Below are 14,169 nucleotides of genomic sequence, written 5' to 3' on the forward strand. Positions count from 1 at the left end.
GCCCTTCGTGTGTCTCGGTCGGCCCTGCGGCCGCGTTCGCTCAGCCGCAGTTCGGACGGCAGCTGCGCTGTGAGAGCGCATCGACGAGCACGGTGCTGAGGTCTTCGGGCCTCGACGCGGAGTAGGCCGCACCCTTCGTCGCCTGGGCGATGCGCTGCATCGCCGCGAGGTCGGTGTCGGGCCCGAAGCCGATCATGATGACCGGCACCGGCTTCGTCGGGTCGTCGATCTTGGCGAGCTCGGCGAGCAGCGTGTCGAGGTCGATGCCGTTCTCGTCCTCGTTCTTGCCGTCGGTGATGAGCAGCACCGAGTTGACCTTCTCGGGGTCGTACGTCTCGCGCACCCGCTGCACGGCGGCGAGCGTCGTGTCGTACAGGCCGGTCGCACCGCCGAGGCGGGCGGGCAGCGATTGGATGATGCCTGCGATGCCCTGCATGTGAGCTGCATCGCCGAGCGGCGCGATGGGCGCGAGGTCCTCGTAGTCGAGATCGCCGTTGCGCGCGGTGGAGAACACCCAGACGCCGAGCTCGACCTCGCCCGAGAACTTCTGCATGGCGCCGATCGCGGCCTGCTGGAAGATGTCGATGCGGCGGAGGCCGTTCTCGGCCGGCTCCTCCATGGAGCCCGACACGTCGATGACCGCGAGCATGCGCGAACGCAGGGTCAACACGCCCCAGGCGCGGAGGATCTCGAGCTGGGTGGGACCGTCGAGCGCAGCGGTGGCAGCGGGCGGCGCGGCGCCGACGCCGTCGAGATCGAGCTCGCCGGTGCCGTCGGGAGCCCGGAAGCCCACGCTCGCGAGCGTGGTCGTGGCGTCGCGGACGGCGGCCTCGAACGCGTCGAGCAGCTCGGCCTTCGTCGCGGTGGCCGCTTCGCGGCGGTCGGCCGAGCCCTGGTCGGGCGTGGCATCCGGCCGCAATTGCACCCAGGGATAGTCGAGCAGCACCGTGCCGTCGGCCGGATACGCGGCAACCAGGGGCTCCGCGGGGTCGTCGAGGTTGTAGGCGGCGACCTGCGCCTCGGTCGTCACGACGACCGCCGGCTGCTCGGTCGCGCTGAGCGCGCCGAACGCCGCACCGGTCGATGCGGGGATGGTCTTGCCGAGCTCGATCATGGCCCCCGCGAATTGGCGCGGATCGTCGGGCGAGGAATGCCCGCGCAGTGCCAGCAGTCCGGCGAGGCTGGCAGCGGATGCCTCGGGGTCGGGGAGGATCGTCGGCAACGTGCCGCCGAGCACGCGGCCCCAACTGACCGGTTCGGTAGCCAGCTCGGTGGCCTTCGTCGCGGCAGCGGCGAACACGACGGGCGTGGACGCGATCGACAGCCGGACGTCGACCTCGGGAGCCGGCTGGCCGAGCGAAGCCGCGGTGGCGTTCATTCGGTCGAGCCAGACGCTGGACTCCGGCACCCAGGCATCGGCCTCGGACGCGCCCGACGCGAGGACCGCGGCCGTGTCGGCGGAATCCTGCGCCGTGACCTTCGTATCGACGCAGTTCTCGGAGTCCGCGTCGTAGGCCTTCGCGATGTCGGCGAGTGCGGGCGCAATGGACGTGTCGGCGACGATGTCGAGCCGCTCCGGGTCGGTGCAACCGGCCTCCGCCGCAGCGAAGAGCGGGTTCAGGTAGCCGCCCACCCAGAGGAAGACGCCGGAACCGACGAGGCCGATGACGGCGACGGCGGCGACGATGGACAGGATGAACCTACGGCCCGGCATCTTCACCGGCGCCGCGATACTGTGACGACCCACGGGTACTCCAAGCCGACGTGGCCGTGGCCCGCCGAATCCTTGAACGGGTTCCCCCGTTCAGGGGGAGGGATTTGAATCAGTGTAGGCGACGCGGCCCGATACGCGAATTTCACTCGTTACTTGCCCGGTCCGGCGCGGCTCGCACGCCGGAGCACACGAGGAAGGGGGCCGGGTGCCCCCTGGCACCCAGCCCCTGTATTTCCCCCGTCCTGCGCGGACGCTCCCTCAACCGTCACGCAGGCGCTGCTTCGCTTCGTTGCGACGTTCCACGGATTCGAACCCGGCCTCGGCTCGCCCGTCCTCGGGCCTCGGCTTGGAGCTCCTCCATCTGCTTCGACGTTAGATGCCGCTCAAGAGACGCGACAAGGGGTTGACGAACGAGACACCGCCCGGTAGTCCGGGGAAAGACAGGTGACACGCATGGAACAGTTCCGCAACCGCATCGAGGCCGGACGACGTCTCGCCGTTGCGCTCGAGGGTCATGACCTGCCGCACCCGGTGGTGCTCGGACTCCCCCGCGGCGGTGTGCCCGTGGCCGACCAGGTCGCACGCGCGCTCGACGCCCCGCTCGACGTGCTGGTCGTTCGCAAGCTGGGTCTGCCGGGCCAGCCCGAGGTCGCGATGGGCGCGATCGGCGAACAGGGCGCGCGGGTGGTGAACGAGGACATCGCCGGCCACGCAGCCCCCGCGGATCTCGCTCGCGTCGAGCAGCGCGAGCGAGATGAGCTCACGACCCGGGTTCGCCGGTTCCGAGGTGACCTCCCGCCCCTGGATCTCGCGGGGTGCACTGCGGTGATCGTCGACGACGGCATCGCCACCGGGGCCACCGCACGCGTCGCCTGCCTCGTCGCGCGAGCGCGTGGGGCGACCCGGGTCGTCGTGGCGACCCCGGTGGCCGCGCCAGACAGTCTCGCGTCGATCGCGGCCATGCCCGAGGTCGACGAGGTCGTCTGCCTCTCGACGCCTCGTGGCTTCATGGCCGTCGGAATGCACTACCTCGACTTCGGGCAGACGACGGATGCCGAGGTGCTGGCCCTGCTCGCGGCGTCGCGGGCAGGCGACGGGTGAGCGGTGTGCCGGCCGCGCTCAGGCGCGGCCGATGGCGACCGTTCCGCCGATCTCGTCATCGTGGATGATCCGGGCCTCGAGCCCACCGGCCGCCATGAGCGCGACGGTCGCCGGAGCCTGACGCTCGCTCGTCTCGATCAGGAGCCAGCCCCCAGGTGCGAGCCAATCGCGAGCGGATGCCGCGACGCGCCGGTGCACGTCGAGGCCGTCGATTCCACCGTCGAGGGCAATCGACGCCTCGTGGTCTCGCGCCTCCGGGGGCATCATCGCGATGTCGCCGGTGGGAACGTAGGGCGCGTTGACCGCCAGCACGTCGACGCGACCGCGGAGGTCGCCGGGGAGCGCGTCGAACAGGTCACCCTCCGCCACCCGCGCGCTCAGCGGCCCGAGGTTGCGGCGTGCCGCGCGAACGGCGGCGGGATCGAGGTCGGCGGCGACGAGCTCGATCGGGCCCGCGGCATCCGCGATCGCCGCACCGATCGCACCGGCGCCGCAGCACAGGTCGACGACGACGGGCCGGTGCCCGTCCACGCCCGCCGATCGAGCGAGCCGGGCGGCCTCGGCCGCGAGCAGCTCGGTGCGGCGGCGGGGAACGAAGACGCCCGGTTCGAGCAGGATGCGGCGGCCGGCGAACTCGGCCCAGCCGAGCAGCTGCTCGAGAGGCTCGCCCGCCACGCGGCGCACGACGAGTCGCTCGAGCTCGGCTGCGGCATCCGGCCGGCCGTCGACCGCCGCGAGCAGCAGCGCCGCCTCGTCTTCGGCGAACACGCACCCGGCCGCGCGCAGGCGGCTGACGAGGGCAGAGTCGATCGTGGCGGGCATTCTGGCATCGTATCCGCGTCGCCTCCGGGGCTGGCGGCGTGACGGATGCCAGGCGCGCAGTAGCTCGACCCCGCGCTGCGCGACGTCCTCGGCCGCTGATTCCGCGCGCACGTGCATTCCAGCGCGGATTCGCCTAGAGTGCAGGGCATGACCGCGTCGATCCGCACCTGGTGGCCCGCCTCCTAGGCGGACTCCACGTTTCGACGTACGACCGCCCGAGGGCGGTCGTTTCGTGTTTCTGCGGGATGCTCCGGCCGAAGGCCCGACCGGAGGCTCACATGACCCGCCTGCTGCATTCGCTCCTCGCCGCGACCGACGCGCCGCCGTTCGCGGTGCTCCATCGCGAGCACGACCCCACCGTCGACGTGCTCGTGGGCGAGGTCGTCGACGTCGAACGACTCGCCGACATCCCGCTCGACGGCGCAGAGGTGCTCGCCATCGTGCCGTTCCGCCAGGTGCGCGAACGCGGGTTCGCCGCGCACGACGACGGTGCTCCGCTTCGCTGCCTCGTGGTGCGCGAGCGCGAGTCGGTTCCGGTCGCCGAGGCGATCGAGCTGCTGCCGCGGCATCCGGTCGCCGTGGATCTCGATGTCGACGTGAGCGACGACGACTACGCGGCGATCGTGCGCCGCGTCATCGACGAGGAGATCGGCCGGGGCGAGGGTGCGAACTTCGTCATCCGGCGCGAGTTCACGGGATCGACGGATGCCCCGCCCGCGGCGACCGTGCTGGGGTGGCTGCGTGCGCTCCTCGAGCACGAGGTGGGCGCGTACTGGACTTTCGCGGTGCACACGCCCGGACTCGCGGCGGCGGGAGCGACGCCCGAGCGGCACGTCTCGTCGATCGGCGGCGTCGTGTCGATGAACCCGATCAGCGGCACCTTCCGGCACGGCCCCGGCGGGCACGACGACGACGCGTTCCGCGCCTTCCTCGACGATGTGAAGGAGCGTGAGGAGCTCGTGATGGTCGTCGACGAGGAGCTCAAGATGATGAGCGCCGTCTGCCCCGACGGCGGCGTCATCCGCGGTCCGTTCCTGAAGCGGATGTCTCAGCTCACGCACACCGAGTACGTGCTGGAGGGCCACTCGACCCTCGACCCGCGTGAGGTGCTTCGCCGCACGATGTTCGCTCCGACGGTGACCGGCTCGCCGATGGGCAACGCCTGCAGCGTGATCGCGCGGCACGAGACGACGCCGCGAGGATACTACGCGGGCGTGCTCGCGCGATTCACCCCGACGGCCGCCGGATACGACCTCGACGCCCCGATCCTCATCCGCACGGCCTACCTCGACGGCGATGGCGGTGTGCGCGTGCCGGTCGGGGCGACGCTCGTGCGGCACTCCGATCCGGCGAGCGAGGTCGCCGAGACCCGCGCCAAGGCGGCGGGCGTGCTGACGGCGCTCGGCGCGATCCCGCGGGCGGGATCGCGCGCAACGGTGCCTGACGTGGGGCGGTTCGACGGCGTGCTCGATGCGCGCAACGAGCACCTCGCGGCGTTCTGGCGCATCCCGCAGGCAGCTCGCGCGTCGCGAAGCGCGCGCGCCCTCGTGATCGACGCGGGTGACGACTTCACGACGATGCTCGCGCACCAGCTGCGCTCGCTCGGGGTCGACGCGCACGTGGTGCCGTGGCACGAGGCGTCGGCCGAGGCATCCGAGGACCTCATCGTCTTCGGCCCCGGCCCGGGCGACCCGCGCAACGACGAGGACCCGCGCATCAGGCGCCTTCGCGAGCTCATTGCGGCGCGTCTCGAGTCGGGCCGCCCGATGCTCGCCGTGTGCCTGAGTCACCAGGTCCTCGCCGACCTGGCCGGCCTGCCGCTCGCGCCGTTGGCGACACCCAGGCAGGGCGTGCAGCTGACGATCGACCTGTTCGGCACCGATGCGGCGATCGGCTTCTACAACACCTTCACGGCGCTGGGCCGGAACGCAGCCACCACGCCACGGCTCGGGCTCGAGGTGGCATCGGATGCCGCGACGGGTGTGGTGCATGCGCTGCGCGGACTCTCGGTCGCCTCCGTGCAGGGCCACCTCGAGTCGGTGACCTCGCCCGACGGATTCGCCGCGCTCGAGCGCCTGCTCGACGGCCTGCTCGGAAACGTGCGGATAATCCCGCACTCCGCCGCGTTTGGCAAGGCATTGCGGCCATCCGGCTCGTCAGGCTTGGCTTGACGCGAACCGACCCAGAGGAGGCGGATCATCGTGGAAACCAGCACCATCGTGTGGATCATCGTCGGCATCGTCGTCGTCATCGCGATCATCGCGGTCGTCATGTTCATGAACAGCCGGAAGCGTCGCGAGGCTCACGTCGAGGCCGAGCGCAAGAAGGCGGCCGAGCTGCGAGAAGACGCCCAGCGAACGGATGTCGCGCGCAGCGAACGTGAGGCCGATGCGGCACGCGCCGCGGCGGCCGCGAAGCAGGCCGAAGCCGACGCCCTCAAGGCGCGGCTGGAGTCGGAGCGGCTCGCCCGCGAGAGTGCGGCGCACCAGTCGGATGCGCAGCAGTTGCGCACGGACGTCGATGAGCGCCTGCAGAAGGCCGACTCCGTCGACCCCGACGTCGACACCGATCGAGACGGTCGAAGCGACACGGCTCAGCGTGACGAACGCGACCACGCCGGCGGCCAGCACGTCGCGGACACGACGCAACGTCGCGACACCGACACGGGTCGCCGCATCTGAGCGGACCGGCCGGATCGGTCAATCGGGCGGCGGGACATCGTCCCGCCGCCCGTCGCGTCAGCGGTCGCTGGGATCGAGGCGCGGTGCTGCCTGACGCTCGATGAGCACCCGCACCTCGGCGACGAGCTCGTCGGCCGGGCCGTCGACCGTGAGGCCCGGCGCCACCATCGTGATCGGCAGCGGCGCGACCGCTGACGGCGCGGCTCCCCTGGCGGCGCGCCACTCGGTGATCTGCGCGGCCGAGGCGACGTAGACGATGCGCCCGAGCCCGACCCACGCGTGCGCCGCGGCGCACATCGCGCAGTGCTCACCTGACGTGTAGACGGTCGAGGCGGCGCGCTCGTGGGCCGTCAAGTGCGTGACCGCCCACCGGACGATCTCGAGCTCGGGATGCCTCGTCTCGTCGCCCGTGCTCACCTCGCGGTTGCGATCGGCGAAACGTTGGACGCCGTCGGCGTCGACGAGCACGGACCCGAACGGGCCGTCGCCCCCGTCGGCGGCTTCGCGCGCGAGCTCGACGGCGCGTCGGAGGTGGATGAGGTCGGTCTCGGAGATTCCCATGCCTCGAGTCTGCCCCGACCCGCCGCGACGCGCCCGCGTTCAGCCGAGCGCGATGACCGCGTCGAGTGTCGCGTCGTCGAGCGGGCGATCGGCGAAGACCAGCCGCTCGAGGTGCGTCGTGTCATCCGGGCCGGATGGAGCCGCGCTCGACGCACCGCTCCACGCGAGTTCGAGTCCCAGTCGTTCGAGCACGCGCACCGACGAGGTGTTGTTCGCCAGTACCCGGGCGGTGACGGGCGTCTCGGGGCGGGCGTCGCGCGCGGCCGCGAGGGCGACGGTGGCCGCCTCGGTCGCGAAGCCGTGGCCCCACGCCTCGGGGGCCAAGCGATAGCCGAGGTTCCACGCGTCGAAGCCGAGCATCGCGGCGCCGGCCGAACCGAGGAACGCGCCGGCCGGGAGCCCGTCGACCGGCTCGCGGAGCATGACGGCACAATGCCCGAACCCGTGAGCGCGGTGGCTCAGCATCGACCGTTCGATCGCCCGCGCGGACTCGCCGCGACTCGTGTGTCGGCCGCTCGGCAGGTGAACCCACGTGCGCGGGTCACCATAGACGCGGTGGTAGTCGTCGACGTGGTCGATCGTGAGGGGGCGGAGCAGAAGGCGTTCGGTGCGCAATTCGTCGATCATCGCCGATCAGTATCGCAGCGGCATCCGACACTGCGCGTCACTTGAGCAGCCGGGACAGCACGCGATCGGCGAGCGGCTTTCCGCCGGTCTGGCAGGTGGGGCAGTACTGGAAGGTGGAGTCGGCGAAGATGACCTCGCGCACGGTGTCGCCGCACACCGGGCACGCCTCGCCGGTTCGGCCGTGCACCTGCATGCGGGTGCGCTTGGAGTCTTTGAGCTCGTCGGGCCGCTTGCCGGCCGCGGCGGCGATTGCGTCGTCGAGCGTGTCGCGGAGTGCGTGATAGAGCCGCTCGACGTCGTCGGGCTTCAGCTTCGCGGCGAGCGCGTAGGGCGACATGCGGGCGTTGTGGAGGATCTCGTCGGAGTAGGCGTTGCCCACGCCGGCAAACACCGACTGGTCGCGCAGCAGCCCCTTGATCTGCGTTCGGCGCCGGGCGAGGACGCCCGCGAAGTCGTCGAGCGTGAAGTCGGGCGCCGTGGGATCTGGACCGAGCCTGGCGATGCCGGGCACGTCGGATGGGTCGTGAACGACGTACACGGCGAGGGACTTCTTGGTGCCGGCCTCGGTGAGGTCGAACCCCGCGCCGTCGTCGAGGCGCACGCGAAGGGCGATGGGCGACTTGCCCGGCTTGATGAGCGTCTTCGGCAGCTCGTCGTACCAGCGCAGCCACCCGGCGCGCGCGAGGTGGAACACGAGGTGGGTGCCGCCGGCGTCGAGGTCGACGAACTTGCCGTGCCGTTGGGCCGCGACGATCTCGCGGCCGGCGAGCGTGCTGAGGGGCGGATCGAAGGTCTTCAACGCCGCGATGGCGGACACCGACGCCGACATGATCGCACGGCCCACCGCACGCTCGCGCAGGAATCCGACGAGCGCCTCGACCTCAGGAAGCTCGGGCACTCCCCTATCGTGCCACCGACCGCCGACAGGCGGGGTGATTCGAGGCATCGGGGCCGTTACGATCGATCGGGTGGTCCGGCCCATCCAGCTTCCGCACGACCTCGAGCTCCGACTCGTGCGTGCCGACGACGCGACGCGACTCGCCGACGCATACACCCGCAACCGCGAGTACCTCGCACCGTGGGAACCGCTCCGCCCCGACGCGTTCTTCGAGCCCGAGTGGCACGACGACGAGGTGCGGTTGCAGCTCGGGTCGGCAGCCGAGGGCCGTTCACTCCCCCTCGTGATCACCGACGGCGACCGGATCGTGGGCCGGCTGAACCTCTCGAACATCGTGCGCGGCGCGTCGCAGAGCGCGAGCCTCGGCTACTGGGTCGATCGTCACTACGCCGGGCGAGGGGTCGGCACGGCCGCGGTGCTCGCGGCGATCGACCTCGCTCGCGACGAGCTCACGCTCCACCGGCTCGAAGCCGGCACGCTCGTGCACAATCACCGCTCGCAGCGGGTGCTCGTCAACGCCGGATTCGAGCCCATCGGACTTGCGCCGCGATACCTGCGCATCGCCGGCCAGTGGCAGGACCACCGCCTGTTCCAGCGGCTCCTCGACGACTGAGTCGACGCCGCGCTTTCTCGTGATCGGCTCGAGGCCATACGATCCTGCTGTGGACCCGAACCTCGCGCGGCAAACGCTGCGCATCCTCCCCGACAGCCCCCTCACCGTCGAGCTCGTCGAGCGCGCGTTCGCCGGCGAGTCGTGGGCGCGACACCCTTCGCGATATCAGGATGTCTCGGCACGGCGCCAAGCCGAGGAGTGGGCGCAGACGCTGGTCGTCGCTCGCGACGTTCTGCTCGCCGAGGCGCGAACGTCGACCGCCCCGCACCCGAGCGTCGGGGCATCCGTGCCCGTCAGCACACCGGCGCCCCGCCGCGGCCTCTCGAGCGGCGCGGTCATCGGAATCGTGGCGGGCTCGGTCGCGGTGCTGGCCCTGATCACGGCCGGGGTGTTCGGTGCCACGACGCTTGCGACGAACGCGCTCACGACCGCGACCGAGCGGCTCGAGTCGGCGGCCGAAGAAGCCGCAGCTGGCGCAGAAGACGACACCGAGTTCGCCGATGTCGAGCGGATGCAATCCGGAGAGACGATGTACGCGTTCCCCGCCGCGCTCGAGATGTACAACGACAATCGGCACGGTGCCGATTGCCCGATCGAGTTCGCCGAGGGCTGCTGGCAGGTGGCGCTCTTCACCGAGGCCGACTGCCGCACCATCGAAGTCGAGCTCGGCTTCACCGACGACATCGACGCGTACTTGCCCGAACACCTCGAGACCATCGAGAAGCACGACGTCGTCGGCAATGAGGCGACGGTGGTCGTGTTCGGCAACGACGACTACGGCTACGGCTGGATCAACCAGGTCACCTGCCTCGACACCGCAAGCTGACCGACCAAGGCGACGAGCACCGGCCGGCACGGCCGTGCTTCATTCGAGCGCCGGCCGCCGCTAGGGTCGAGCCATGCGTATCGACGACAGCAGCGGCATCCGTGTGCTCCACCTCGAGGCTGAGGGCGAGCCCATCTCGACACCCGATGACGCATCCGACCTCGTCGGCACGGCCTGGTCGCACAACGCGAGCCTGATCGCCGTCCCGGTCGAACGCCTCGACCCCGAGTTCTTCCGGCTCCGCTCCGGCGTCGCCGGTGAGATCACCCAGAAGCTCGTCAACTACCGCCTGCGCCTCGCGGTGGTCGGCGACATCTCCGAGCACGTCGAGGCGAGCGGCGCGTTGCGCGACTTCGTGTGGGAGTCGAATATGGGCGAGCACGTCTGGTTCGTCGACGACGAGGCCGCGCTCACCGAGAAGCTCGCCAGCCGGGCCGCCCGCCGCGCGGGCTGACGCTGCGCCGCGTCTCGCGCTCAGCGCTCAGTCACCGTCGGCACTCGACACGAGATCGCCGGCCTCTGCGGCGGTCGGCTCCCACTCCTCGACGACCGATGCCGACGTGGAGCCGAGCGCATCGCCGGCACGAAGATTCGCCGCCTCGAGCGCGCGCTCGATCGCGACGTCGGTCGCTGATGGGTCCTGGCTGCCGCGGTCATCGATGGTCATGGTCGCCACCCCTCACTCGAAGACCGGCGACAGGAATCGTCGCTCGGAAGATCAATCCTGCCGGTCACTCGGAGTCGAAGTCCAGCTCCGAGTCCGCGACCGCGATGACCGACCAGGTGCCGCCCTCGGCATCGGTGAATTCGTAGCTCGGAACCACGAGCACGCTGCCATCGGGTTGCCACTGGCTCGCGAGGCCGAGGCGCGCGCTGACGATCTCGACGTGGTTCACCGGCCAGGAGATCGAGCTGCCCTCGGTCGGGGTCGCGGGCGGCTCGGTCGGGGGCACCCACTCCTCGGGGGTCATGAGCTGCTCCTCGCGAAACGCAATCGGCATGTTGGTCAGGTGCGCTCCGAACCGAGGATCGGAGAGGCGCTCGAACGCCTCCTGCTCGCTGACGATGGCGTATTCGCCCAGTTCGACGATGCCGGCGAGCGAACCGTTGGCGCTGAACACTCCCGCCGTCGTGAGTTCCAGCGACCACGCCTGGTCGAGACGCTGCCCGTCGATGACCGGCCACGCCTGGGCGGTTCGCGTCAACGAGCCCGCATATGTCTCCGAGGTGAACTCGAACGCTCCGGGGTCGCGTCCGACCGACACGAGGATCGACCGCAGCGCGCCGATGGCAGCGTCTTCGCTCGGCAGCTCGTCTTGGCTGGGAGCATTCGCCATCGGGTCGCACGGCTCCGTGATGTCGGCGCTCTTGGCACACTGCCATGGATTGATCAGTGGGTCGGAGTAATAGAAGGAGAGGGTGCCATCGAGACCCACGGAGAGGTATGGGGCGGTGCCGTCCTGCGGCCCGACCACCCAGCTGCCGTTCGTCAGTTCGGCTGTGCCGTCGACGCCGAGTGCACCGGCGAGCGCGGCGACGGTGTCGGCGCTCGACGCGGCGCGCGCGTCGAACGCGTATGCGACGGCGGTGCCGTCGTCGGTGGTGAGGCCCGACGCGCTGAAGCTGTTCCGACCGAACCCAGAGGGGTACATCATGTCGGCGGTCGCGAAGCCCGACGCCTTCTGGCTTTCGAGCCCCGAGGCGTCGGTGGCGATGCCCGGCGTCGTGCCCTCCTGCCCTGCACCGGTCTGCAGCGAAATGGGCGGAGCAGCGCCACCGGCCAGATTCGTCGCACCACCGGTCATCGCACCGACGCCGTATCCGAGCGCCCCGACCACGGCGATCGACGCGGCGACCGCGGCGATCGGAAGCCAGCGGGGGCGCCGGCGGGTGCGCTCGGAGGTCAGGTCGGACACCGGTGCCGGTGCCGACTCGGCAGCCGGCTCGGCGACCGCTCGAGCGACGACCTCGTCGGCGAACCCCTCGCGAGGTTCGACATCCCTCGCAGGGTCGGCAGCGCGCAGTCGCGCGACCGGGTCGAGCTCGTTGTCGTCGTTCATGTCGATCACCCTCCGTGAGTGCGGTTCACCTACGCATATGTGCGGCGCAGCCCGAACCTTGCACGAGGGTCAGAACGACATCCGCTCGCCCCATGCCTCTCGCAGTCGCTTGCGGGCCCGCGAGAGCGCAGCGTCGGCACCAGACCGGGAGATGCCGAGCACCTCGGCGAGCTCTTCACCGTCGAGACCCTCCCACGCGTGCAGGAGCAGGATCTGCCGATCGCGCTCCCCCACGGTCGCGAGTGCACCGCGGAGCTCGGCGTCGAACAGCGCGCTCAACTCGGGGTCGTCGCTGACGCGCACCGCGCCCGACTCGGGCACCGCATCGACCGGCAGGTCGACCTGTTTGCGGCGGTGGTTGGCGAGCGTGAATCCCGCAGTTCGGTAGAGCCACGGCAGCACGGCCTCGCGGGGCACGTCGTCGTGGCGGCGCCAAGCTGTGGCGAGGACCTCAGCGGCGAGGTCCTCGGCATCCTGGCGCGGTCCGCGACGGGCGAAGTAGCGAACAAGAGCCGTCGAATGCTCGCGGACGATCTCGGTGAACCAGGCCACGTCGGCGCTCGTCGCGGGCGAACCGGTGCTCTCGGGCATCGCCACCCCTCCGGCTCCGTCGGCGATTGCTGCGCTGCTGGCGTTCGTCACGACATGAATGTGTCACAACTGCCGCGAGTCTTGCACGGGATGTCGCGAATCCTCGTGAACCTGCGCAGGTCGCACCGCGTCCGCGTCGTTCGATCAGGCGAACATCGGCGTGAGGAAGCGTCGCTCGTAGCGGCGGAAGCAGCGGGTCTCCGCTCCGAACCGGTTCGCCTCGAGGCATTCGGGGTCGGTGCTCGCGGCGGTGCGGTACTGCTCGTACTCCGCGAGCGAGGGGAATGTGAAGAGCGCGAAGGCCTCATCACTGTCGCCCTCGCTCGGCAGGAAGTAGCCGTGGTGGATGCCACCGAGGCGGTTCACGAGGTGGATCCACCGTCGCCCGTACTCCTCGAAGTCGGCGAGCTTGTGGGGGTCGATCTCGTAGCGCAGGTGGATGGTGATCATGCATCCACCCTCGCATCGACCCCCGGACGGCCGGCTATGAATGCCTGCCAATCCTGCTGCTCCGACCGCCGAACTCACGACTGACGTAGCCTGAGGAACGGCCGCGATTCGCGCGGGCCGACGAAAGGCTCTCCCCGTGAACATCACCCTGCTTCGACGGTTCGTCGCAGTCGCTGAGGAGCTGCACTTTCCGCGTGCCGCAGACACCCTCGGCATCCCGCTCGCTTCGCTCTACTCGTCGATCGAGAAACTCGAGACCGAGGTCGGGCATCCGCTCTTCACCCGGAGTCGTGGTGAAACCCAGCTGACCAAGGTCGGAATCCTCTTCCTCGAAGAGGCCAAACAAGAGATCGCCGCGGCGCCCGCTCCCGCCGAGAAATCCGTGGCCAACGCCGGCGGCAAGGCGAAGGCCTCGAAGGGCAAGGGCCGCGCCCCCATCGTGAAGGGGAAGCCGAAGCCCTACAAGAATCGGCAGGGGCGCTGACCCTCCTCAGTGATTCACGGTCGGACCACCATTGTGGCGTACGGGATTCGCTTCGCCCGGTGGCGGCTCGGGTCACCCCAGCGTGATCTCGACGAGGCCGTCGTCGACGTAGCCGAGCCGCACCCGCACCCCCTCGAGAGTGAACTCGTCAGAAGCCGTCTCCACCGGGTCGCCCAGGACCGCCCGCGCTTGCTCCCGACCGCTGCCCGCGGTCAGTCCGGCGATGAGCGCGGCGGGGCGCGGATATGCACCGTCTCCGACGAGGCGGAACGTCATGACCGAAACACCGTCAGGACCGCCAGCGATCAGGGCCTCGCCGCCGGCGAGGCTCCGCGAGATTCCGGCCCGCTCGCCATCCGCCGGCTCGCCTATCGCATCGATGTGCCACCAGACCTCGCCGGCGGTCCGCGGCGGGATCATGCGGGTGCGGCACGCCCACCACAGCTCCGGCTTCCACGACCCACCGGCCGGGTGGAACAGGAGCAGGTCCTCATGCCGGCCTCGCCAGCAGTCCTCCATGAATTGCCGGTCCACCGCCCCGTCGACGAGCGCCGCGGTGTACTGCTCGTCAGTCAGCGCGAACAACGCGTCGGCCGAACCATGGCCGACCTGCTGGTCGATACCGATCCATGCCCGACCGGTCGAGAGCTCGACGCCCATGCTCGGGCTCCGGGTGACCTGCACGAACCGCCTCGTGACAGGGCGCGTGACTTCACGCTTCCGGGCCATCAGAGGTTCACC

At 70.4% G+C, this 14,169-nt stretch carries 17 protein-coding genes; 7 read left to right on the plus strand and 10 right to left on the minus strand.

Features of this window, described 5'->3' with window-relative positions:
- Positions 1–40: 40 nt before the first annotated feature.
- The gene (locus QFZ26_RS02185; protein ID WP_307038839.1) at positions 41–1,747 is read right to left on the minus strand and encodes a VWA domain-containing protein; all 1,707 of its coding nucleotides are present in this window, start codon (positions 1,745–1,747) and stop codon (positions 41–43) included.
- Positions 1,748–2,167: 420 nt separating this feature from the next.
- On the opposite strand from QFZ26_RS02185, the gene QFZ26_RS02190 reads away from it, so the two are divergent.
- The gene (locus tag QFZ26_RS02190; RefSeq protein WP_307038840.1) at positions 2,168–2,815 is read left to right on the plus strand and encodes a phosphoribosyltransferase; all 648 of its coding nucleotides are present in this window, start codon (positions 2,168–2,170) and stop codon (positions 2,813–2,815) included.
- 18 nt (positions 2,816–2,833) lie between these two features.
- Here QFZ26_RS02190 and QFZ26_RS02195 read toward each other — a convergent pair whose 3' ends face one another.
- A complete protein-coding gene (locus QFZ26_RS02195) occupies positions 2,834–3,637 on the minus strand; it encodes a putative protein N(5)-glutamine methyltransferase (RefSeq protein ID WP_307038841.1) in 804 nt (267 codons plus the stop codon).
- Positions 3,638–3,915: 278 nt separating this feature from the next.
- Here QFZ26_RS02195 and QFZ26_RS02200 point away from each other — a divergent pair, with 278 nt between their 5' ends.
- Both QFZ26_RS02200 and QFZ26_RS02205 read left to right on the plus strand, forming a co-directional pair.
- Complete coding sequence (locus QFZ26_RS02200) at positions 3,916–5,808, plus strand: anthranilate synthase family protein (RefSeq protein WP_307038842.1); 1,893 nt, start codon at positions 3,916–3,918, stop codon at positions 5,806–5,808.
- A gap of 30 nt (positions 5,809–5,838) precedes the next feature.
- A complete protein-coding gene (locus QFZ26_RS02205; protein WP_307038843.1) occupies positions 5,839–6,318 on the plus strand; it encodes a hypothetical protein in 480 nt (159 codons plus the stop codon).
- 57 nt (positions 6,319–6,375) lie between these two features.
- Here the strand turns inward: QFZ26_RS02205 and QFZ26_RS02210 are convergent, their stop codons facing one another.
- The 3 genes from QFZ26_RS02210 to QFZ26_RS02220 are packed head-to-tail and all read right to left on the minus strand — an operon-like array spanning position 6,376 to position 8,404.
- Positions 6,376–6,879 carry a deaminase gene (locus tag QFZ26_RS02210; protein WP_307038844.1) on the minus strand — a complete coding sequence of 168 codons (504 nt, stop codon included), beginning with the start codon at positions 6,877–6,879 and terminating at the stop codon, positions 6,376–6,378.
- Between the two features lie 39 nt (positions 6,880–6,918).
- Positions 6,919–7,506 (minus strand): GNAT family N-acetyltransferase, encoded by a 588-nt coding sequence (locus tag QFZ26_RS02215; RefSeq protein ID WP_307038845.1) that lies wholly within the window; start codon positions 7,504–7,506, stop codon positions 6,919–6,921.
- Positions 7,507–7,543: 37 nt separating this feature from the next.
- A complete protein-coding gene (locus QFZ26_RS02220) occupies positions 7,544–8,404 on the minus strand; it encodes an Fpg/Nei family DNA glycosylase (RefSeq protein WP_307038846.1) in 861 nt (286 codons plus the stop codon).
- A 70-nt stretch (positions 8,405–8,474) separates the two neighbouring features.
- Between QFZ26_RS02220 and QFZ26_RS02225 the strand changes: the two genes are divergently transcribed.
- From QFZ26_RS02225 to QFZ26_RS02235, 3 genes are all read left to right on the plus strand, one after another.
- Positions 8,475–9,017 (plus strand): GNAT family N-acetyltransferase, encoded by a 543-nt coding sequence (locus QFZ26_RS02225; protein WP_307038847.1) that lies wholly within the window; start codon positions 8,475–8,477, stop codon positions 9,015–9,017.
- A gap of 49 nt (positions 9,018–9,066) precedes the next feature.
- Entirely contained in the window at positions 9,067–9,843 is a 777-nt protein-coding gene (locus tag QFZ26_RS02230; RefSeq protein WP_307038848.1) for a hypothetical protein, read from the plus strand.
- A 73-nt stretch (positions 9,844–9,916) separates the two neighbouring features.
- Entirely contained in the window at positions 9,917–10,297 is a 381-nt protein-coding gene (locus QFZ26_RS02235) for a DUF4180 domain-containing protein (RefSeq protein ID WP_307038849.1), read from the plus strand.
- A gap of 27 nt (positions 10,298–10,324) precedes the next feature.
- On the opposite strand, the gene QFZ26_RS02240 is transcribed toward QFZ26_RS02235, so the two are convergent.
- From QFZ26_RS02240 to QFZ26_RS02255, 4 genes are all read right to left on the minus strand, one after another.
- Positions 10,325–10,510, minus strand: coding sequence for a hypothetical protein (locus QFZ26_RS02240; protein ID WP_307038850.1), 186 nt, complete (start codon positions 10,508–10,510; stop codon positions 10,325–10,327).
- Between the two features lie 64 nt (positions 10,511–10,574).
- Entirely contained in the window at positions 10,575–11,903 is a 1,329-nt protein-coding gene (locus tag QFZ26_RS02245) for a hypothetical protein (RefSeq protein ID WP_307038851.1), read from the minus strand.
- 69 nt (positions 11,904–11,972) lie between these two features.
- Entirely contained in the window at positions 11,973–12,545 is a 573-nt protein-coding gene (locus tag QFZ26_RS02250; protein ID WP_307038852.1) for an RNA polymerase sigma factor, read from the minus strand.
- Positions 12,546–12,638: 93 nt separating this feature from the next.
- Positions 12,639–12,944: an NIPSNAP family protein gene (locus QFZ26_RS02255; RefSeq protein ID WP_307038854.1), complete on the minus strand. Its 306-nt coding sequence runs from the start codon at positions 12,942–12,944 to the stop codon at positions 12,639–12,641.
- Positions 12,945–13,080: 136 nt separating this feature from the next.
- Here QFZ26_RS02255 and QFZ26_RS02260 point away from each other — a divergent pair, with 136 nt between their 5' ends.
- Complete coding sequence (locus tag QFZ26_RS02260; protein ID WP_307038856.1) at positions 13,081–13,428, plus strand: LysR family transcriptional regulator; 348 nt, start codon at positions 13,081–13,083, stop codon at positions 13,426–13,428.
- A gap of 72 nt (positions 13,429–13,500) precedes the next feature.
- Here QFZ26_RS02260 and QFZ26_RS02265 read toward each other — a convergent pair whose 3' ends face one another.
- Positions 13,501–14,088 (minus strand): hypothetical protein, encoded by a 588-nt coding sequence (locus QFZ26_RS02265; protein WP_307038858.1) that lies wholly within the window; start codon positions 14,086–14,088, stop codon positions 13,501–13,503.
- Positions 14,089–14,169: the final 81 nt, after the last annotated feature.

It is taken from the genome of Agromyces ramosus (assembly GCF_030817175.1).
Classification (GTDB): domain Bacteria; phylum Actinomycetota; class Actinomycetes; order Actinomycetales; family Microbacteriaceae; genus Agromyces; species Agromyces ramosus_A.

Excerpts from the sequence above, each read along its gene's own strand:
- QFZ26_RS02190 (WP_307038840.1), top strand. The coding sequence starts at position 2,168 with ATGGAACAGTTCCGCAACCGCATCGAGGCCGGACGACGTCTCGCCGTT.
- QFZ26_RS02195 (WP_307038841.1), bottom strand. The coding sequence starts at position 3,637 with ATGCCCGCCACGATCGACTCTGCCCTCGTCAGCCGCCTGCGCGCGGCC.
- QFZ26_RS02200 (WP_307038842.1), top strand. The coding sequence starts at position 3,916 with ATGACCCGCCTGCTGCATTCGCTCCTCGCCGCGACCGACGCGCCGCCG.
- QFZ26_RS02210 (WP_307038844.1), bottom strand. The coding sequence starts at position 6,879 with ATGGGAATCTCCGAGACCGACCTCATCCACCTCCGACGCGCCGTCGAG.
- QFZ26_RS02215 (WP_307038845.1), bottom strand. The coding sequence starts at position 7,506 with ATGATCGACGAATTGCGCACCGAACGCCTTCTGCTCCGCCCCCTCACG.
- QFZ26_RS02235 (WP_307038849.1), top strand. The coding sequence starts at position 9,917 with ATGCGTATCGACGACAGCAGCGGCATCCGTGTGCTCCACCTCGAGGCT.
- QFZ26_RS02240 (WP_307038850.1), bottom strand. The coding sequence starts at position 10,510 with ATGACCATCGATGACCGCGGCAGCCAGGACCCATCAGCGACCGACGTC.
- QFZ26_RS02245 (WP_307038851.1), bottom strand. The coding sequence starts at position 11,903 with ATGAACGACGACAACGAGCTCGACCCGGTCGCGCGACTGCGCGCTGCC.
- QFZ26_RS02255 (WP_307038854.1), bottom strand. The coding sequence starts at position 12,944 with ATGATCACCATCCACCTGCGCTACGAGATCGACCCCCACAAGCTCGCC.
- QFZ26_RS02265 (WP_307038858.1), bottom strand. The coding sequence starts at position 14,088 with ATGGGCGTCGAGCTCTCGACCGGTCGGGCATGGATCGGTATCGACCAG.